Genomic DNA, 18,965 nt, shown 5'->3' on the forward strand with positions numbered 1-18,965 from the left:
CGGCAGTACGACGACCGCGCCGCGCCGGCTGAGGGGGCGGCGCCGTCGTCGTATTCGGCTGGGTCAGACGCTGCGGGTATTAGTGCTGCGGGCATTAATGCCAGTGGCTTTTGTGGCGTGGGCCTTTGCGGCCTGGGCCGCGCGGGCGAGAAGGATCTTTTCGTCCAGGGGTGCCTGGCCGCTGGCCCGCTGCTTCCGGAAGTAGTCCCGGGCCTCGTCCTGGCGGACCTTCTCCGCGCCGGTGGAGATCTCAGCGCGGAGGTGCTCCGGCCCGTATCCGAAGGCATCCACGAGGTCGAGGGCATGCGGGCGGATCTTCACGAGCAGGCGGTTGATGTATTCGCCCACGGTGCGTCCGCGCTGCATCGAGAGCCTGCCGTTCATGAGGTACCAGGACAGGTTCTTCTCGATGAGGGACAGGCCGAACAGATCACGCAGCCACGTCAGGACCTTGTGCGTGCCCGGGTCTGTCACTTTCCCGAGCGCCTCCGTAAAGGCTTCCCACTGCAGCAGCTCCGCATGAGCCTGGGCGGCTTCGATGAGTTCGTGCTGATGCGCGTTGAACAAGGCGGCGCCCTGCTGCTGAGGGAGCCTGTTCGCGCCCTTGAGGGCTGCGGCCACCTCCGCGACCATGGTCTGGACGCGGTCCGTCAGCAGAGTCCGCTGGCTCGCTTCGTCTTTGATCGCCAGGGCCGCCTTCTGCACTGATCCGGTGTCCGCCACGAACTGTGCGACGCCGCGCAGTCCGGTGCGGTGGATCGCGACACCGGTGGCCTGGCCCACGACGTAGCGGGCCAGTACGCCGAAGTTCACGGTGCGGAATTCCTTGGCGTAGTCGGCCAGCAGGCGCTTCGCGACCAGCTGCAACAGGACGGTGTTGTCGCCTTCGAAGGTGGCGTACACGTCGAGGTCGGCGCGAAGCGACGCGAAACGGTTCTCGATCAGGAATCCGGCGCCTCCGCAGGCCTCGCGGCATTCCTGCAAGGTGTCCAATGCGTGCCAGGTGCTGAGTGGCTTGAGTGCCGCGGCCAGGGTCTCGAGGTCCTGGCGGTCCTGGTCTGTGTCGTGGCGGCCGGAGAAGACGTCGTCGAACTTCTGCAGGAGCTGCTCGCTGGCGAAGCTCGCGGCGTACGTCGTGGCCAGGCGGGTGAAGAGCCGGCGCTGGTGCCGCTGGTAGTCCAGCAGGACTTCCTCGTCGGTCTGGGACGAGGCATTGAACTGGCGGCGTTCGGTGGCGTACTGGATGGCAGTTTTCAGCGCGAGTTTCGACGCCGTCACGGCGGCGCCGTCGAGGGAGACCCGGCCCTGGACCAACGTGCCGAGCATGGTGAAGAAGCGGCGGCCCGGGCTGGCGATGGGGGAGGTGTAGTTGCCTTCAGGGTCCACGTCGCCGTAGCGGTTCAAGAGGTTGGTGCGGGGGATCCGGACGTTCGTGAAGTGGAGCCGGCCGTTGTCGATGCCGTTCAGTCCGCCCTTTACGCCGTCGTCCTCGCCGCCGATGCCCGGCAGGAATTCCTTGGTCGCGGGGTCCCGGAGGTCCATGTAGAACGCGTGCACGCCGTGGTTGACGCCCTTTGTCACCAGCTGGGCGAATACGACGGCGGCCAGGCCGTCGGTGGCGGCGTTGCCGATGTAGTCTTTCCACGCGGCCCGGAACGGCGTGTGGACCACGAATTCCCCGGTGGCGGGGTCGTAGGTGGCGGTGGTGGCAATGCTGGCCACGTCGGAACCGTGGCCGGTCTCGGTCATGGCGAAGCAGCCCGGGATGTCCAGGCTCATGATGCCGGGCAGCCACTTCTCGTGGTGTCCGGCGGTGCCGAGGTGGTTCACTGCGGAGCCGAACAGGCCCCACTGGACTCCGGCTTTGATCTGCAGCGAAGGGTCGGCGATGACCAGCTCCTGGAAACCGGCCACGTTCCCGCCGTGATCATCCGCGCCTCCTACCGACGTGGGGAATGCGCGGTGCACGGCGCCGTTGTCCACCAGGATCCTGAGCTGTTCGAACGCGCGTTGGCGATGCTCGGTGTGGGTCAGGCCCTCGATCTTGTGCAGTTCCGGGAGCCCGGCGAGGGCCCTGGACTTCAGCCGGATGTCCGCCCACTTGCCGAGCAGTTGTTCGCCAAGGGCCGGGACGTCGACGGCGGGCGCCTCGGGGGAACCGGGTTGGGCGCCGGAACGGCCGGCTGTTGTCCTCGCTGCCGGCGTCGTGGTGGGGCGAGCCACGTTGCCCGTCCTGCGGTCGGCTGGTTCAGTGCGGTCGGCTAGTTCAGTCATGTCGTTTCCTTCTGTGGTTCTGACAATCTGTAGTGCTGATAATTCAAAGTGCTGACGATTTAGTTCGTAGGCGGGCCGGAGCCGCCGCTACAGCGTGCCCCGGCCTGCCGTGCCCTGGCCTGCCGTGTCCGCCGGCGACTGGTCCGCCGGTGACTGCAGCTCGGGGGCGATGCCGAAACAGAGCCAGTCCGTGATCTGCCGCGCCATGGCTTCCTGGTCCGGCCTCTTGGGCCCCGGCGGGCTGGCGAGCCATTGCTCTCCGGCGTTCCGAACCAGGCCGATCGCGGCATTGGGCCAGTAGCCGATCACGGCTTCTTTGTCCTGGCCGCCGCCCAGATGGCTGCGCATGGGCCGGGCAATCATGTCGCTGATGGCAGCGAAGAAGTGGCTCAATGCGCCGGCTGTGGAAGTGGACGGATCGGCGGTATCCGCTTCGCCGGGGGCGTGGCGCGTGACGAAGGTGTAGACATTCGGGCTGGTCTCGGCCATCTGCAGGTAGGCGGACACCATGGCGAACAGGCCTTCGCGGGGCGTCTCGGCGCCCTGGGCCGCCTCCTGGATGCGCCGCTGCATCTGGCTCAGGACCACTTCGCCCACGGCCTGCTGGAGTCCGGCTTTGTCGCCGAAATACCGGTAGAAAACGGACTTTGAGGTTCCCGCCGCCGCGGCAATGTCCTCCATCGACGCGTCACTGCCAAGGGCGTGCACCGCCCTCCGGGCCGACTTGATGAGCTCCCGCCGCCGCTCCTCGCGGTGGGACTGCCAGCGGGAAGCGCGGCCGTCGACGGCGGCCTGCCCGGCGCGCGGAGTGTCGTTGAGGATGTTCACGATACCAAGCGTATCAGGTACGCTAGGTATCGGTAATCGCTTTGATCGAAGGAGACAGCCCATGTCCGTCAACGGACCGTCAGTGCCACGCCCCCAACCAGCCGCAGCTCCAGCGGCCGGAACCTCCGCCGCGACTTCCGCCGTGGAGGCGGCCACGCAGGCCGCAGCAGGGAAGGAGCAGCGCGGCGGCGCGGCTTCGGCGCAGCTCCGCAGGGCCGTGGTGGTGGGCGGCAACCGCATCCCGTTTGCCCGGACCGGCGGCGCGTACACCAAGTCCTCGAACCAGGACATGCTCACCGCCGCTTTGGACGGACTGATCGCCCGCTTCGGACTTCAGGATGAACGGATCGGGGAAGTCGCGGCCGGCGCCGTGCTCAAGCACTCCCGCGACTTCAATCTCACCCGGGAGGCCGTGCTCGGCTCGGCCCTCTCCGCCGAGACCCCGGCATACGACCTCCAGCAGGCCTGCGCGACCGGCCTGGAAACGGTGCTCGGCCTGGCGAACAAGATCAAGCTGGGTCAGATCGATTCGGCGATCGCCGGCGGTGTCGACTCCGCCTCTGATGCCCCCATTGCCGTCAGCGAGGGACTCCGCGAGGTGCTCCTTGACCTCAACCGTGCCAAGACCGTGTCCCGGAAGCTGCAGGTCCTCAGCCGGCTCCGGCCCAAGGACCTGGCTCCCGATGCCCCGAACACGGGGGAGCCGCGAACCGGCCTGTCGATGGGAGAGCACCAGGCGCTGACCACCGCACAGTGGCAGATCACCCGCGAGGCCCAGGATGAGCTCGCCTTCAACAGCCACCGCAATCTTGCCGCGGCCTACGACGCCGGCTTCTTCGATGACCTCCTGACCCCCTACCGGGGACTGAGCCGGGACTCCAACCTGCGCGCCGATACCAGCCTGGAGAAACTGGCCACCCTCAAGCCCGTGTTCGGCAAGAACCTGGGCGCCGCAGCGACAATGACGGCCGGGAACTCCACGCCGCTGACCGATGGCGCCTCCACCGTGCTGCTTGCCTCCGAGGAATGGGCCGACGCCCACGACCTCCCCAAGCTGGCCGCGGTTGTCGACGGCGAGGCGGCGGCGGTCGACTTTGTCCACGGCAAGGATGGGCTGCTCATGGCGCCGGCGTTCGCGGTGCCCCGGCTGCTCGCACGCCACAATCTCACGCTCGCGGACATCGACTTCTTCGAGATCCATGAGGCTTTCGCCGGCACGGTGCTGAGCACTCTTGCCGCTTGGGAGGACGAGGAATTCGGCCGCACCCGTCTTGGCCTGGACGGCGCCTTCGGCAGCATCGACCGGACCAAGCTGAACGTCAACGGCTCGTCGCTGGCCGCCGGACATCCGTTTGCCGCCACCGGCGGCCGGATCGTTGCGTCGCTGGCCAAAATGCTGCACGCCCAAGGCCAGGTCAACGGGCGCCCGGCCCGCGGGCTGGTGTCCATTTGCGCAGCCGGCGGCCAGGGCGTCGTCGCAATCCTCGAAGCACTCTAAGGAGAACCGGATGAGCGACAAGTACACCCGGTTCGTCAGCCACGGACTCGGCAAGGACATCGCCCAGCGACTCGGCCTCCCGCAGCCGGTAGCCCTCCGGCGGCACGAGCCCGGGCGCCCCCTCATCGAAGGGCCAGTCCTGGTCCAGGGGTCAACCGGCAGCGCCGACGAGCTCGCCGCCACGCTCCTGGCCTGGAACCTCGACGTCCGCCGCCACGCGATACCCAAGGAGAACCTCGGCGCCATCATCTTGGTGCTGGACGAACTGGCCCATCCCAGCGACCTCGAGAAACCGGTGCTCACTGCCGCCACCTCGCTGCGTGATCTCGCACCGAACGCCCGCGTCATCACGGTGTCCCGCACCGCAGACTCCGCGGAGCCGGCAGCGGCAGCCGCCCGGCAGGGCGTGGACGGCCTCCTGCGGTCTTTGGCGAAGGAACTGCGGGCCGGCGCCACCGGCAACGGCATCCTGCTCGCGGACGCCGCACGGACCACCAGTCCCGCAACGCTCGGGGCGTTGAGGTTCTTCCTGTCGGGCCGCTCGGCGTTTGTGGACGGGCAGTTCCTGACGGTCAGCTCCGGCGCCGGGCAGTTGCCCGACGACGTCGATAAGCCGCTGGCCGGCAAGGTGGCCGTGGTGACTGGCGCCGCCCGGGGAATCGGGGCCGCGATCGCCCGCACGCTGTACCGCGACGGCGCCACCCTCATCCTCGTCGACATCCCGGCAGCCGGGGACCACCTGGCCGAGGTGGCCAACGAGGTCCACGGTACGGCCCTGCAGCTGGACATCAGCCGCAACGACGCCGGCCAACGGATCATCGACCACGCCGCGGCACGGCACGGCCGGCTGGACATCATGATCCACAATGCCGGCATCACCCGGGACAAGCTCCTGGCCAACATGAACGCGGGCCGCTGGAATTCCGTGATCGCCGTCAACGTCGCCGCGCAACTGCGGATCAACGAGGCCCTCCTGGCTTCGGAGCACCTCGGCGACGCGCCCCGGATCGTGTCCGTGGCCTCCACGAGCGGGATCGCCGGAAACCGCGGCCAGACCAACTATGCCGCGTCCAAAGCCGGCGTGATCGGCATGGTGCGCGCCACAGCGGCGCTGATCGGCGAGCGCGGCGGCTCCATCAACGCCGTCGCTCCCGGCTTCATCGAAACGGAGATGACCGCCAGGATCCCCTTCGCCACCCGCGAAGTGGCGCGCCGGCTCAATTCCCTTCAGCAGGGCGGCCAGCCGGGCGACGTCGCCGAGGCCATCGCGTTCCTCGCCAGCGACGCCGCGGGTGGGATTTCCGGCGAGGTGCTGCGCGTCTGCGGGCAGAACCTGGTGGGCGCATGACCGGATCCCAGACCGTCATCCTGGGCGAGATGCCGTCGCTGTCCAAGCTCTACCTCAATGCGGCGGCCGCGGCGGCACGGCGCAGGGTCCTGGGGACGCACGGCGGCACCGAACTGCCGGACTACACCCACGAGGTCCGTGGTGTGAAGGCCGGCGTCGCCAACCTGACGGCCTACCAGCACCTGATCGGTGAGAGCGCGAGCGACGTCCTCCCGGCCGGCTTTATCCATGCCCTCGCGTTTCCGCTGGCCATGAGCGTGATGAACCGGGACGATTTTCCGCTGCCCCTGCTGGGAATGATCCACCTGAGCAACAACGTGGTGCAGTCCGCGCCGGTCCTGTTCACCGAGCCCCTGGATATCCGGGCCCGGGTGGAGAACCTGCGCGGCCACCGGGCCGGCACCCAGTTCGATGCCGTGGCGGAGGTCCGCGCCGCAGGGCAGGACGCTGCCGGGCCGGACGTTGGCGGGCAGAGAGAAGTCCGCTGGCGCGGGGTCTCGACCTACCTGGCCAAGGGCGTGTTCCTGCCCGGGATCGACAAGCCCTCGGTGCCCGTGACGCCTGCGCCGTTCTCAGTTCCGGACCCCACGGCCCTGTGGCAACTTGGCGTCGACACCGGGCGGGCCTACGCCGCGGTGTCCGGCGACTTCAACCCCATCCACCTGAGCGTCCTGACTGCCAAGGCCTTAGGTCTGCGCCGCTCCCTTGCCCACGGCATGTACCTGGCATCGCGGGCTCTGGCCGACGTCGGCGCCGTCAGGGGGGACTCGTTCCGCTGGGACGTTGACTTCGAGGCTCCCGTGTTCCTGCCGGCCCGCGTGGCACTGGACATCAGCACGGCGCAGGCCGACAGCGGCGCCTGGCAGTGTTCCGACTACGTGGCGTGGAACCCGCTGTCCGGGCGCCGGCATTTCAGCGGGTCCGTCGCAGCACTGCCGTAGCCAGGCTCTCCGAGTCCGGTCACTTCGGCGGGAGCCGCCGTCGTCCGTTCCGCAGCGTTGCCTAGCTTGAGGGGGCGGTCGCCGGTTCAGCCTCTGGCCGGCCGGGTGTGGCCACCCGCACCATGCGGTGGAGGCTGAGGAGGATGGACTCCACCGCGCTCGGGGCGTCCTTGCTGTGCTGTTCGGAGGCAATCCGGGCGGTCAGTTCGTTGATTGTCGCGTCGGCGGAGCGGGCCAGCTCGGCCTGGCGTTCGGGCTTTTCCTCCTCCAGCGCACGCAGCACGTCGCCGACGGAGGCCATAGCGTCCCCCAGGGGCGCCGCCAAGTCGTCGGGGACCACGAACGGGGTGTCCTCGGCCCAGATGACATCCGAGAGCACCTGGGTCACGTCCTGGACGTGGAAGGTCAGCCGCTCGAGGTCCCGCAGGTTGCGGTAGTCGAGCTCTATGTCGCGCGGATGCAGGCGGCGGCGGGGATTGGCCTGGCGGCTCGCATCGGCCTTTTCGACGGCGAGGCGCACTGCACGGGCGTGCGCTGCGAGCTCCTCCGAACGGCGGGACCAATCCTGATGTTCCGGCGGCCAGCTTTCCTTGAGTGCCTTGCCCATGTCCCAGAGCTGTTGGGCGAGTGCCTGGCGGAGCTCCGCGATACTCAGGGCCGCAGCCCGGAAGTGCAGTGGCGGGAAGACCAGCAGGTTCACCACGATGCCGACCGTGACGCCGACGGCCATCTGGAAGAGGTACCCGAAGGAGAACGTGTCCGGATTATGGCCGCCGACCAACAGCACCAGGAGCGCCGCCGTCGGGATCCAGTCCCGGCCCGAGCCGATCCGCGGCAGCCCGGCCAGGACTACGCCCAGGCCCATAACCACCGCGACCGTCAGCGGAGTCGGCTGTCCCAGGCTGAACAGCATGAACGCCAGACCGACGCCGATCGCCAGGCCGACGAGGGTCTGCAGGCCCTGGCGCATGGATCCGGCCACGTTCTCGTACATGGCGACGAGGGCGCCAAGCGGGGCGTAGTACGGATACTCGGCGGCGGAGCCCGGCATGTACGGGGCGATCGCGAAGGCGATGCCGGCGGCCAGCGCCGCTTTCAGGGCCAGCTGGAGCCGGGGCCACAGCAGCGTCGCGGAAACAGCCCGGGACACATTCCGGGCCCACGTGCGCGGCAGGGAGGGCGGGCTGTCGGCTGTCTTTTCTGGAGTGAGCATCCCGGCTCACCCTAGGGCCGGGAGGTTGCTGCGACAAGTGGACAAAACCGGCCGCGGCGCCGCACGGCCCGTTCGACGCCGGTCAGGACGCGGCGCGGGCGGCCCGCCGCACCGCCGCGGACAGCCGCTGGGCCCGGCCCCCTGTCCTGCCCTCTTCGCTGCGGCGGGGCACATACCCGAACCCGAGGCCGTAGCCGGGATCCGCAAAGCCAAGGGCCGCGTTGGCGCCCTCGTGTCCGAACGCCAGATGACTGCCGAAGTTCCGTCCCGGCTGGGGTTTCATGAAGACCACGGCGAAGGCATTGTCCGAGCCGGAGCACCGGTCCAGTCCCCAGACCTGTTCCGCGGCCATGAGATCGATGGTGGCCGGGCTCAGGAACGCGGGACGGCCGTCCACCCCCGTTGTGGCGGCGGCATAGAGCCTGGCCAGCCCTTCGGCTGACCCCACGCCACCGGCGCTGCTCATTCCCGAGGCCCGCACAATGCGATGGTTGGGCAGCTCCATGATGGTGCTGACCGGCGCGTTACTGCCCAGGCCGTCGAGGCTGAGCGGATCCACCCACGGCTGGGCCGGGGCCGGATCGTAGAGCACCTCCCGGTATCGCGGTTCCTGGTCCTCGGGCAGGCCCAGGAAGAAGTCGATGCCCCACGGGTGGCGGATCCGCTGGTCGTAGAGTCCCTGGAGCGGCACCCCTGAGGTGCGCCGGCAAAGCTCCTCCATCAGGATCCCCATGGTCAGGGCGTGGTAGCCGAAGGCAGTGCCCGGGCGCCACAGCGGCGCCGAGGCCGCCAGCCGCCGAGCCGCGGCAGCCGTGGTGAACTCCGCCAGGGGAAAACCGCCGGCGACGCCGGGCAGCCCCGTCTGATGCGACAGGGCCTGCCGCACGGTGAGCCGGTCCTTGCCCTGGACGCCGAACTCCGGCCAATAGGACGCGACGGTCCGGTCCAGGTCGAGCCGGCCGTCCTGGACGAGGAGGGCGATGACAAACGCGGCGACTCCCTTGGAACAGGAATAGGTGCCCGTGATGTCGCCTGGCACCAAACCCGGGCCGCCGCACAGGTCCACCACCTTGGTGCCGCGGCAGTAGACGGACAGTTGCGCGCTGTAGCCCGGGTCATCGGACAGGAAAGAGTCGAAAAGCTCACGCACTTCAGCGAATTCGGGAGTGGCAAGACCAGCCGAGACGGACGGTGCTGAGGTGCCCACGGCTCCGGTGTCCGCGGAGCCGGTTGCCGTTCCCCACCCCGGCGCCGCGCCGGCCGCCGCCGGCATCAGGCTGCGCCGTGTCCCACGGCAACCTCTTCGCCGGCGCGGACCGGTCCGGGAGGCGTGCCGTCGCCGAACGGCCTGCCGCCCAACGCTTCGCGGCCGTGTTCCGAGAGCCAATTGCCCAGTTCAGGTCCGCGCGGGACCACGCCGGTGGGATTGATGTCCTCATGAACGATGTAGTAGTGCTCCTTGATCTGCACAAAGTCGGTGGTGTCACCGAACCCGGGCGTCTGGAACAAGTCGCGCGCGTAAGCCCACAGGACGGGCATCTCACTGAGTTTTTGCCGGTTGCACTTGAAGTGGCCGTGGTAGACGGCGTCGAAGCGGGCCAGCGTGGTGAACAGCCGGACGTCGGCCTCCGTGATGGTGTCGCCCACCAGGTAGCGTTGCCCGGCCAAGCGGTCTTCCAGCCAGTCCAGCGCCGTCCAGAGCCGATCATAGGCGGCGTTGTAGGCCTTCTGTGAACCGGCGAAGCCGCACCGGTAGACGCCGTTGTTCACCTCAGTGAAGACGCGCTTGTTGACGGCGTCGATCTCTTCCCGCAGGTGCTCCGGGTACAGCTCCGGTGCGCCGGCCCGATGATACTGCGCCCACTCGGTGGAAAAGTCGAGCGTGATTTGGGCGAAGTCGTTGGTGACTACCTGCCCGCTCGGGACGTCAACAATCGCCGGGACGGTAATCCCGCGGGGGTAGCCGGGGAAACGGCGGAAGTAGGCGTCCTGGATGCGCTCAATCCCGAGGATGGGGTCCCTGCCGTCGGGGTCGAGGTCGAAGGTCCAGGACCGGGCGTCGTGGGTGGGACCGGGCTGGCCGAGGGAGATGACCTCTTCCAGGCCGAGCAGCCGGCGCACGATCGCCGTGCGGTTGGCCCACGGGCAGGCACGCGCCGCGATGAGGCGGTAACGGCCAGGTTCCACCGGCCAGCCGGTCTCGCCGTTGCTGCCGGGGCCGCCTCCGCGGGTGATCCGGTCCTCAATGTAGTTGGTGTCACGGGAAAATTCCTCGCCGCCGGTCACGTAGGCGCCCTTGGTGCTGAATCCCGGATCGTCGGTGTGGGTACTCTGGCTCATGCTCCCAGCCTAAGGCCGGGCAGTGAACGATCCCAGCAAGGCCGTGAACACCGGCGCCATGGGCTGCCAGGCAAACCACCAGGCACCGGCAACCACCGCGGCGAACAGCACAATCCACACCGCGGCCGGGACGGAGGTGGCCCGGGCCAGCAGGTAGGCGTCCGACGTCGGGAGCCTGTCGTGGTGCCGCAGATGGACGTTGCCCAGTTTGCCGAGGTCCCTGACGGCCGCGACCAGGAGCGCCAGGCCCAGAACGATCATCACGTGCCCGTTGAATACCGGCGGGACAAAGAGCACCAAGAGCGCCGAGGCCAGCACGGCGGCGGCGGTGATGAGGAGGCCGACGCCGTTGCGGAGGAACAGGAATGACGCCAGCAGGATCAGCGTGCCCACCGACATTGCGGCCGGGCCCCAGCCGTTGAAGCCGCACCAGACCATCGCTGCCCCAACGACGGCGGGCACGGGGTAACCCCAGAAGGTCGACCAGGCGGCGGAGAGCCGGCTCCTGCTGTAGGTCGTGGTGGTGCCGGAGTGGTCCAGGCCCAGCCGGATGCCGCCGAGCCGTTGGCCGGTGGTGAGGGCGGCAAAGGCGTGGCCGAGTTCGTGGGTCACGGTGGCGAGCAGACCAAAGTAGCGCCAAGTCAGGCGCGGCAGGGACACCGCGACTGCCAGCAGGATCACCGCAACGAGCTCGGTGCTGGTTACGTGCGGGCTGGGGGCGTGGGTGAATCCGGCAAGGATCCGCTCCCACCAGGTCACGGCGAGGTTCGGATCCACCTGCAGGCCGGGCCGGGTCATGCCCGGCCCGAGGCATGGTCGATGCAGTACGCGGTCCAGGGCCTGGCCTCCAGCCGGCCCTCGGGGATCGCGGCGCCGCACACGGCGCAGATCCCATAGGTCCCCTCTTCCATCCGGGCAAGGGCCGCATCGATTTGCACCAGGGAAGCCCTGCTCTGTTCCAGGAGCGCGGATGCCTGGGAGAGTTCGAAGGCGATCGTGCTGCCCTCGGGGTCGTGTTCATCGTCGACATTGGAGTCCCGGCGGGCGGCATTGACCGAGGTGATGTCTTCGCGGAGGGCGGGGAGGAGGGCAAGCTTCTGGCGACGTTCCTCGTGCAGCAGGATCCGGAACCGTTCGACGTCAACCATAGAGTGCAAGGCTAGCGCGGACGCTGTGGAGGCGCCTAAACGGGCCGAAAGAGCCGTCCGCCCCGGAAACACGCCCGCGTTCCTTTTGGGGGGCCCGGACCTGTCGCGTGCGGCCGCCGTGGAGGGACTCAAAGAACCAGTAGGTGCATCCCACATCCAAGGATGGGCGCCGGCGCGGAGGCAGCGTCTAGAGTGGGCGCATGGCGGACCAGACGCACCTCGAGAACACTGCAAACCCCGCACACCCCGAAAATCCTGAGAACCCTGGAAACATAGGGACACCTGGAAGTCCCGGGCACGCCGGGGACACCGACACCGACGCACTGTTGCGCGAACTCGCAGCGGCCCATGGCGTCGACACGAGCTACTGGGGCTGGGACGGGGTGGAGCGCTCCGTGGCCGCCGGAACACTCCGGGATGTGCTGGCGGCCCTCGGTGTCCCCGCCGACGGGCCAGAGGAGCAGCGACGCTCCCTGGCGGAGACACGCCTGGCACCGTGGCGGCGCATCCTGCCCCCGGTTCTTGTGGTGAGGGAGGGGCGGGAAACCAATGTGGATGTCCACGTTCCGCACGGAAGCAGCGTCCGCGTCTGGATCGACGCTGAGGACGGCAGCAGGCACGAGGTCACGCAGCGGGAGAACTGGGACGCGCCGGTTGGCGTCGACGGCGTCCTCACCGGGCGTGCGACGTTCACCGTTCCCGGCGACCTCGGCCTCGGCTGGCATACCCTGACCGCCGACGCCGAAGGCACCCTGGCGCAGTGTCCGCTGGTCGTAACGCCCGGTCAGCTCCGGGCCCCTGCCGCGCTCGCGGAACGCCGCACCTGGGGGCTGACCGCCCAGCTGTACTCCGTGCGGTCCTCCCGGTCGTGGGGGATTGGCGACTTTGCAGATCTCAGTGACCTCGCCGCGGTTGCCGGTGAGCAGGGGGCCGGCTTTGTGTTGGTCAATCCGCTGCATGCCGCCGAACCAGCGCCGCCGGTTGAAGACTCCCCGTACCTGCCGGCCACGCGGCGTTTTTTCCACCCGCTCTACCTGCGGGTGGAGGAAATCCCGGAATACGGCTATCTGGACGCTGCCGGCCGGACCGAGGTGGCACGCCTGGCTGAAGGCCTGCAGGCAGCCAACCGGTCCCGTGACCTCTTGGACCGCAACGCCAGCTACGCGGCAAAGCTCACGGCCTTGGAACTGGTGTTTGCCGTCCGCCGCGGTCCTGCCCGCACCCGGCAGTTCGCGGACTTCTGCGCCGAGCAGGGGCGGGGACTCCAGGACTTTGCGCTGTGGTGTGCGCTCGCCGAACAGCTCCCGCCGTCGGCGCCGGAATGGACCGGGGCGGCGGCATCCCCGGCGTCGCCGTACTGTGACGAGCAGCGTCCCAGGCTCGCAGCCAGAATCGAATTCCACTGCTGGCTCCAGTGGCTCTGCGACCAGCAGCTTGAGGCGGCCCAGCGCTCAGCGAGCGAGGCGGGTATGGGGATCGGGGTGGTCCATGACCTCGCCGTTGGCGTGAAACCTGGCGGTGCCGACGCCTGGACACTGTCCGGTGTTCTTGCCCGGGGCGTTTCGGTGGGTGCGCCTCCGGACATGTTCAACCAGCTGGGCCAGAACTGGTCCCAGCCGCCGTGGCATCCCGGCCGGCTCGCCGAAACGGGTTATGCCGCCTACCGCGACATGCTCCGGACCGTCCTGCGGCACGCCGGCGGGATTCGCGTGGACCATATCCTCGGCCTGTTCCGGTTGTGGTGGATCCCCGAGGGCGCCGGCCCGGAGAGCGGGACATACGTGCACTACGACTACGAGGCGCTCATCGGCATCCTGGCCCTCGAGGCGCAACGGGCCGGGGCGATCGTGATCGGCGAAGACCTGGGCGTGTTCGAGCCGTGGGTCCGCGGCTACCTGACGGAGCGGGGGATTTTCGGGACGTCCATCCTCTGGTTCGAGCACGACGCCGACGGCCCGATCCCGCCGGAACACTACCGCCAGCAGTGCCTGACCAGCGTCAACACCCACGATCTGCCCCCTACGGCGGGCTACCTTGCCGGTGAACACGTCACTTTGCGGGAGTCGCTCGGGCTGTTGCGGCGGCCCGTTGATGAGGAACGCGCCGAGGCCGCGGCCGAGCAGGATGCTGTGCTGGCCCAAGTCCGGGCTCGCGGCCTGCTGACGGAGACCGCCACTGATGTCCGGACTACGGTGGAGGCGCTGTACGCCTACACAGCACTTGCCCCCTCTGCGCTGCTGGGTGTGGCGCTCGTCGACGCCGTGGGGGAGACCCGGACCCAGAACCAGCCGGGCACCAGCACCCAATACCCAAACTGGCGCATCCCGCTGGCCGCTCCCGAGGGCGTGGTGCTGATCGATGACCTGCCGGGTCACGAACGGTTCCTGTCTCTGCTGGGCACCGTACGGTCGGCGCTCCATCCCGGGTCCTGAATGGGAGCCTGAGCTGGGGCCCAAAAACAGACCTGAGCCGGACCTGAGGCGGGGACCCGCGGACAGCGTTGGTCGTGCCGCCACTGGCCGCTAGCATGGTCCGATGACGCGGATCTGCCGGGGCTCGCTGGCCGGCGTTTGGGCGCTGGCGATGTTGTTGGTGGGGTGCACTCCGGTGCAACCCTTTCAGGCCGGCCCGCCCGCGGCCTCCCGATCCGCCCCTGCCGAGTCGGCTCCCGCCGAATCCACGCCACGGCCCTCCAGCAAGGACACGCCTCCCGCCGCGACCCCGCCGCCGTCGCCGTATTTCGCACAGCCGGCGCCGCACCCGGCCCCGGGGCAGCAAGGCAACGGCGGAATCCAGCACATTGTGGTCATGGTCCTGGAAAACAAGGCGGCCTCGGAGATCATGGGCGCCAGCGAAGCGGGCTACTTCAACAGACTGGCGGCGGAATTCTCAACGGCCGCCAACTACCGGGCGATCATGCACCCGAGCCTGCCGAACTACATTGCCCTGACGAGCGGAACAAACGCCGGGATTACCAGCGACTGCAAACCGAAGTCCTGCACGGCGGATGTGCGGTCCATCGCCGATGAAATCACACAGTCCGGGCGGACCTGGAAAATGTACGCCGAGGGCATGCCCGCGCCCTGTGCTTCGCGGGATTCCGGGGACTACGCGGTGAAGCACAATCCGTTCCTGTACTACCCAACGATTACCAACGACAAGGGCTCGTGCGCGGACCATGTTGTGCCGTACGACCGGCTGGACCAGGATCTGCAGTCGGCGTCGGCCCTGCCGGACTTCTCCTTCATCAGCCCGGACATGTGCAACGACACCCACGACTGTCCCATCAGCACCGGAGACCACTGGCTCTCCCGCGAGGTGCCCAGGATCCTCGGGTCGCCGGCCTTCACGACGCAGAACTCCCTGCTGGTGCTCACGTGGGATGAGGGCAGCGAAGAAGACAACCGGGTGGCGACGGTATTTGCCGGCCCGGCCGCGCGCAAAGGCTTCACGTCCCATGCCGCCTACTCGCACTACTCCTTGCTGCACACCATCGAGGACGTGTGGGGGCTGGCACCCCTGACCGACCACGTCCGCAATGCGCCCCTCATGAGCGAATTGCTCAACCACTAACGGCTGGCGGCGTTTCCCGGCCAATACACAGGAAGCACTGGCCATAATGGTCCCGAAGCTCCGGTCAACCGCTATTTGACCGGAGCTTCGCCACGTGCGCCCTGGCCAGCGCAGGCGCCGTGAAGGGGTTCCATTTGATAGGGGGCTTTGGGCACGGGCGGGCAGGCGTGCCGATTCCTAGAATGGAGTATGGCCGGCTCCGAAGTCATTGAGGTGGAACACAAGTACAGCCCTTCGGAAACCGACGCCCTCCCGCGACTGGGATCAATCCACGGGGTGGATCGCGTCGGGCAGCCCGGAAACGAACAGCTGGACGCCGTCTACTTTGACACCGAGGCACTGGCGCTGGCCGCGCAGCGGATCACACTGCGCCGCCGGTCCGGCGGTCCGGACGCGGGCTGGCACCTCAAACTCCCCGTCACCGCGGGGGAGCGGCGAGAAATAGGGGAGCCACTGGGCGGCGACAAGGACGCCGTGCCGGAGCTTTTGCGCCAGCTAGTGCTCGTTCACACCCGCAGCCACATGCTGGTGCCTGTGGCACGCATCAAGACCAACCGAACGTCCACCCCCTTGTACGCCGCCGACGGCGCGGTCCTGGCCCAGTTCAGCGACGACCACGTCGAGGCGCAATCCCTGCGAACCCTGGCGGAACCGTCGCGGTGGCGGGAGTGGGAAATTGAACTCGCCGACGGTCCCCGACAGCTGCTCCAGGACGCCGACACATTTCTCGCAGCAGGGGGAGTGCCCCTATCCTCCCTGCCGTCCAAGCTGGCCAAGGCGCTCGGATCCAGCTATCCGGGTGACCCCGTTTCGGCTCCAACGCCGAGCCGGGACGGACCGGCCTCCGACGTCGCGCTGTCCTACATCTTCCAACAGGTACGCGCCCTGAAAATGCATGACCCTGGAGTCAGGGTCGACGCCCCGGACGCCGTGCATCAACTCCGGGTGGCCGCGCGCCGGTTACGGTCAGCGTTGGCGACCTTCCGGAAGCTCACAGACACGACGTCGGCCAAGGCGCTGCGCGCTGAACTGCAGTGGCTCGCCGGCGCCGTGGGACAGGCCCGGGACACTGAAGTCATCCGCGCCCGGCTGAAGGACATGATCAACGACGAACCGACGGAACTGTTGCTCGGTCCAGTTGCGCAGGAAATCGATGAGCACCTCGGGACCGTCCAGCAAAAGGGCCGTGCCGCAGGCTTGGCGGCGCTGGACAGCGACCGATACTTCGGCCTCCTCGATTCCCTCGACGCGTTCCTTGCGGCACCCCCGCTCAGCGCATCAGCACAAGAAGAAGCGCCGCAGACGGTTGGCCGGCTCGTCGCGGCCGAGCGAAAGCGCCTAAAGAACGCAGTCCGCGCCGTCGATAGTGCCACCGGACGGGGACCGCAGGATGTCGCACTTCATGAAGTTCGAAAGAACGCCAAGCGGCTGCGCTATGCCGCCGAGGCGGCGTCCCCGATTTTCGGTAAACAAGCAACTGCCCTGGCCCGGGCGGCCGAAACCATCCAGGAAGTACTTGGTGACTTCCAGGACAGCGTGGTCACCCGGGAAACACTGCTCGCACTCGCGGCGCAGTCTGCCGCCGGCGAAGGCAACGGATTCAGCTACGGACGCCTGCATGCGTTGGAGCAGCTGCGCGGCGATCAGGCCCGCGCGCGGTTCTACGCTGTGTGGCGAAAGTCCAGGCCGAAACCCCTGAACTGGCAATAGCGGCGACATCCCAGCGCGGCGAAGGAGAGAACCGCCCATGACGGAGCCCCGCACCAGCATTGCGGCCATATGGTCGGACGGACTCGGCCGCGCCAGCATCCGTTCCGTGCAGGCCCTCACGGTGGGCGCCCTCGCCTGGGCGATCATCTGGGCAGCGACCCGGATTCCGTTCGTCATCATCCCCGTCTTAATTGCCGTGATCCTGGCCGCCGCAATCTCCCCGCTGGTCCGCTGGCTCACAGGGCGCGCGTGGCCGCGTGCCCTCGCCGTCGTTGCCTCCTTTGTGGCCATCCTCGCCGTGGTCGGCGGAGTCATCACCGGCATCGTGATCCTTGTCTCCCGCCAGTGGGCCGAGCTCTCAGCGCGTGCCGCAGCCGGGGTTGACCAGCTGCACTCCTTCCTCAACACCGGACCTTTTCCCGTCAGCGACCAACAGATCACCGCAGCCATCGGCTCGGTGCGGGAGTTCTTCACCTCAAGCACTTTCGGTGCAGAAGCCCTCACGGGCGCACGCACCCTGGGGGAAATCTTCGCCGGCGCGGTGTTGATGGCTGTGACGCTCTTCTTCTTCCTCAAGGACGGGCCTGAGATCCGGACCTTTCTTATCGACTTCCTGCCCGGTGACCAACGCGCTAAGGCACGCCTTGCCGCGGACCGCAGCACCGTCGTCCTGGGCGGCTACGTCCGCGGCACCGCCATCGTCGCCGCGATCGACGGTCTCGTCGTCGGGCTCACCCTGGCCATCATGGGGGTACCTTTGGCCCTCCCGCTGGGCGTGTTCATCTTCATGGGTGGATTCATCCCGATCGTCGGCGCAACCGTCGCAGGCACCCTCGCCATCGCCGTCGCCCTAATCTCCAACGGCCCCATCCAGGCGCTGATCGTCCTCGCCGTCGTCATCGGCGTGAACCAGCTGGAACACCACTTCCTCCAGCCGGTCCTCATGGGCAAAGTGCTCAGCATCCACGGGCTGGCCATCTTGCTGGTCCTGGCCGCCGGCACCGTGCTGGCAGGCATCGTCGGAGCGCTGTTGGCCGTGCCGATCACCGCCGTGTCATGGACCATCCTCAAGACCTGGTCCGGCCGCGATCCGCTGGCCGAACCCGAAGAGCCGGCGGGGGAAGGGCAGCAATAGCGGGTGCCGGCCGTTGGTCCAGACTTCCAGGGCGGGCGCCGGTGCCCGGGGAGCCTGGACCAATGGACCGTCAGCCGTGGGCGAGGACCGTGTTGATCAGCTTGGTCAGTTCGGCTGACGCTTGCTGGGTGACTGCTGGCCCTGTTTTTACCGCAGTCGCGGCAAGGTTGCCTTTGATGCCGGTAACGGTCAGAGCAGTTTGGGCCTGGCCTGTGACCAGGTGCTGCTTGGTGAGTGCCGCAAACGAGACATCCCCGTTGGTCTCGGCAGCAACAGGCATGGTTTCTGTGGTGATTTTCTGGCCGGCCGCTTCGATCGTGAAAGTCTTGCACTTCGCTGCCGAGGCTTGGGATGCGTTCAGTTGTTCGGTCATGGTTTGGGCGTCCTTGAGGGCAATGACCGTAACCACGGTTGCCGTTTTATCGGTTGCCGAGATCGAAGTGGCGCCCGCGTAGGTGCTGCCTTCCGGAATCTGGGCGTTGCTGTCAGCGAAGGACTTGCAGGCCACTGGAGTGAATACGGCTGTCTTGAGCACTTCCTTGGCTTTGAGGATGCCCTGGTCGATTTGTGCTGACGGGACCACGGTCAGCGGCTTGCCCTGGGCATCCCTCAGCGTCGTCAGCAGACCGCTCAGGTCCGCATTGCTGAACGTCTTCATCGGAGTCGGAGTCGCCGTGGGAGTGGCCGTCTGAGCTGCCGCCGCCGTCACGGCGGACGTTGCCGTCGTGGTGCCAGTGCCGGAGCCGGCCCCGCAGCCGGTAAGGGCAAGGAATGCGACCAGGATGACGGCCGGCGGTGTGATTCTTCGCTGCATGGGTGTCCACCTTCTCGGTTTACCGGTCCGCCTCCCGGTCTTGGGCGGCGCGCTCCGGTACCGACCAGCCAGGGTGCCCCTGTAAGGACCCGGCCGATGCGGCCTGTAGCTACTCGCCGGATAGGGGCGCGAGGGGTGGTGTC

Annotated in this window: 15 protein-coding genes; 7 read left to right on the forward strand and 8 right to left on the reverse strand. The window is 68.0% G+C overall.

Annotated features, from left to right (window positions below; translation table 11 throughout):
• Positions 1-63: 63 nt before the first annotated feature.
• Both AC1DEM_RS04675 and AC1DEM_RS04680 read right to left on the reverse strand, forming a co-directional pair.
• Positions 64-2,274 carry an acyl-CoA dehydrogenase family protein gene (locus AC1DEM_RS04675; RefSeq protein WP_476883349.1) on the reverse strand — a complete coding sequence of 737 codons (2,211 nt, stop codon included), beginning with the start codon at positions 2,272-2,274 and terminating at the stop codon, positions 64-66.
• 87 nt (positions 2,275-2,361) lie between these two features.
• Positions 2,362-3,102: a TetR family transcriptional regulator gene (locus AC1DEM_RS04680; RefSeq protein ID WP_476883350.1), complete on the reverse strand. Its 741-nt coding sequence runs from the start codon at positions 3,100-3,102 to the stop codon at positions 2,362-2,364.
• A 61-nt stretch (positions 3,103-3,163) separates the two neighbouring features.
• Here AC1DEM_RS04680 and AC1DEM_RS04685 point away from each other — a divergent pair, with 61 nt between their 5' ends.
• The 3 genes from AC1DEM_RS04685 to AC1DEM_RS04695 are packed head-to-tail and all read left to right on the forward strand — an operon-like array spanning position 3,164 to position 6,889.
• The gene (locus tag AC1DEM_RS04685; protein ID WP_476883351.1) at positions 3,164-4,600 is read left to right on the forward strand and encodes an acetyl-CoA C-acetyltransferase; all 1,437 of its coding nucleotides are present in this window, start codon (positions 3,164-3,166) and stop codon (positions 4,598-4,600) included.
• Between the two features lie 10 nt (positions 4,601-4,610).
• The gene (locus AC1DEM_RS04690) at positions 4,611-5,948 is read left to right on the forward strand and encodes a 3-oxoacyl-ACP reductase (RefSeq protein ID WP_476883352.1); all 1,338 of its coding nucleotides are present in this window, start codon (positions 4,611-4,613) and stop codon (positions 5,946-5,948) included.
• Positions 5,945-6,889, forward strand: a complete 945-nt coding sequence (locus AC1DEM_RS04695; RefSeq protein WP_476883353.1) for a MaoC family dehydratase — start codon at positions 5,945-5,947, stop codon at positions 6,887-6,889. Before AC1DEM_RS04690 ends, AC1DEM_RS04695 begins: the two co-directional genes overlap by 4 nt.
• A 61-nt stretch (positions 6,890-6,950) precedes the next feature.
• Here AC1DEM_RS04695 and AC1DEM_RS04700 read toward each other — a convergent pair whose 3' ends face one another.
• The 5 genes from AC1DEM_RS04700 to AC1DEM_RS04720 all read right to left on the reverse strand — a co-directional run bounded on the left by AC1DEM_RS04700 (position 6,951) and on the right by AC1DEM_RS04720 (position 11,590).
• Positions 6,951-8,102 carry an FUSC family protein gene (locus AC1DEM_RS04700; protein WP_476883354.1) on the reverse strand — a complete coding sequence of 384 codons (1,152 nt, stop codon included), beginning with the start codon at positions 8,100-8,102 and terminating at the stop codon, positions 6,951-6,953.
• An 82-nt stretch (positions 8,103-8,184) separates the two neighbouring features.
• Entirely contained in the window at positions 8,185-9,309 is a 1,125-nt protein-coding gene (locus AC1DEM_RS04705; protein ID WP_476883355.1) for a serine hydrolase domain-containing protein, read from the reverse strand.
• 65 nt (positions 9,310-9,374) lie between these two features.
• Positions 9,375-10,442, reverse strand: coding sequence for a glutathione S-transferase family protein (locus tag AC1DEM_RS04710; protein ID WP_476883356.1), 1,068 nt, complete (start codon positions 10,440-10,442; stop codon positions 9,375-9,377).
• A 9-nt stretch (positions 10,443-10,451) separates the two neighbouring features.
• A complete protein-coding gene (locus tag AC1DEM_RS04715) occupies positions 10,452-11,240 on the reverse strand; it encodes a M50 family metallopeptidase (RefSeq protein WP_476883357.1) in 789 nt (262 codons plus the stop codon).
• The gene (locus AC1DEM_RS04720) at positions 11,237-11,590 is read right to left on the reverse strand and encodes a TraR/DksA family transcriptional regulator (protein WP_476883358.1); all 354 of its coding nucleotides are present in this window, start codon (positions 11,588-11,590) and stop codon (positions 11,237-11,239) included. The genes AC1DEM_RS04715 and AC1DEM_RS04720 overlap by 4 nt, the downstream gene beginning before the upstream one ends.
• Positions 11,591-11,790: 200 nt before the next feature.
• On the opposite strand from AC1DEM_RS04720, the gene malQ reads away from it, so the two are divergent.
• From malQ to AC1DEM_RS04740, 4 genes are all read left to right on the forward strand, one after another.
• Positions 11,791-14,022: a 4-alpha-glucanotransferase gene (gene malQ, locus AC1DEM_RS04725; RefSeq protein WP_476883359.1), complete on the forward strand. Its 2,232-nt coding sequence runs from the start codon at positions 11,791-11,793 to the stop codon at positions 14,020-14,022.
• A gap of 103 nt (positions 14,023-14,125) precedes the next feature.
• Positions 14,126-15,163 (forward strand): alkaline phosphatase family protein, encoded by a 1,038-nt coding sequence (locus tag AC1DEM_RS04730; protein ID WP_476883360.1) that lies wholly within the window; start codon positions 14,126-14,128, stop codon positions 15,161-15,163.
• Positions 15,164-15,352: 189 nt separating this feature from the next.
• On the forward strand, positions 15,353-16,873 hold the full coding sequence (locus AC1DEM_RS04735; protein ID WP_476883361.1) for a CYTH and CHAD domain-containing protein: 1,521 nt from the start codon (positions 15,353-15,355) through the stop codon (positions 16,871-16,873).
• A gap of 37 nt (positions 16,874-16,910) precedes the next feature.
• Positions 16,911-18,008: an AI-2E family transporter gene (locus AC1DEM_RS04740; RefSeq protein WP_476883362.1), complete on the forward strand. Its 1,098-nt coding sequence runs from the start codon at positions 16,911-16,913 to the stop codon at positions 18,006-18,008.
• 70 nt (positions 18,009-18,078) lie between these two features.
• On the opposite strand, the gene AC1DEM_RS04745 is transcribed toward AC1DEM_RS04740, so the two are convergent.
• Positions 18,079-18,822 carry a hypothetical protein gene (locus AC1DEM_RS04745; RefSeq protein ID WP_476883363.1) on the reverse strand — a complete coding sequence of 248 codons (744 nt, stop codon included), beginning with the start codon at positions 18,820-18,822 and terminating at the stop codon, positions 18,079-18,081.
• Between the last annotated feature and the right edge of the window lie 143 nt (positions 18,823-18,965).

Source organism: Arthrobacter sp. 05T420, assembly GCF_056396305.1.

What these genes read in the sequence shown, in the direction of transcription:
- AC1DEM_RS04675 (WP_476883349.1), bottom strand. Translation starts at nt 2,274, where the DNA reads ATGACTGAACTAGCCGACCGCACTGAACCAGCCGACCGCAGGACGGGC.
- AC1DEM_RS04685 (WP_476883351.1), top strand. Translation starts at nt 3,164, where the DNA reads ATGTCCGTCAACGGACCGTCAGTGCCACGCCCCCAACCAGCCGCAGCT.
- AC1DEM_RS04690 (WP_476883352.1), top strand. Translation starts at nt 4,611, where the DNA reads ATGAGCGACAAGTACACCCGGTTCGTCAGCCACGGACTCGGCAAGGAC.
- AC1DEM_RS04695 (WP_476883353.1), top strand. Translation starts at nt 5,945, where the DNA reads ATGACCGGATCCCAGACCGTCATCCTGGGCGAGATGCCGTCGCTGTCC.
- AC1DEM_RS04700 (WP_476883354.1), bottom strand. Translation starts at nt 8,102, where the DNA reads ATGCTCACTCCAGAAAAGACAGCCGACAGCCCGCCCTCCCTGCCGCGC.
- AC1DEM_RS04710 (WP_476883356.1), bottom strand. Translation starts at nt 10,442, where the DNA reads ATGAGCCAGAGTACCCACACCGACGATCCGGGATTCAGCACCAAGGGC.
- AC1DEM_RS04715 (WP_476883357.1), bottom strand. Translation starts at nt 11,240, where the DNA reads ATGACCCGGCCCGGCCTGCAGGTGGATCCGAACCTCGCCGTGACCTGG.
- AC1DEM_RS04720 (WP_476883358.1), bottom strand. Translation starts at nt 11,590, where the DNA reads ATGGTTGACGTCGAACGGTTCCGGATCCTGCTGCACGAGGAACGTCGC.
- malQ (WP_476883359.1), top strand. Translation starts at nt 11,791, where the DNA reads ATGGCGGACCAGACGCACCTCGAGAACACTGCAAACCCCGCACACCCC.
- AC1DEM_RS04730 (WP_476883360.1), top strand. Translation starts at nt 14,126, where the DNA reads ATGACGCGGATCTGCCGGGGCTCGCTGGCCGGCGTTTGGGCGCTGGCG.
- AC1DEM_RS04735 (WP_476883361.1), top strand. Translation starts at nt 15,353, where the DNA reads ATGGCCGGCTCCGAAGTCATTGAGGTGGAACACAAGTACAGCCCTTCG.
- AC1DEM_RS04740 (WP_476883362.1), top strand. Translation starts at nt 16,911, where the DNA reads ATGACGGAGCCCCGCACCAGCATTGCGGCCATATGGTCGGACGGACTC.
- AC1DEM_RS04745 (WP_476883363.1), bottom strand. Translation starts at nt 18,822, where the DNA reads ATGCAGCGAAGAATCACACCGCCGGCCGTCATCCTGGTCGCATTCCTT.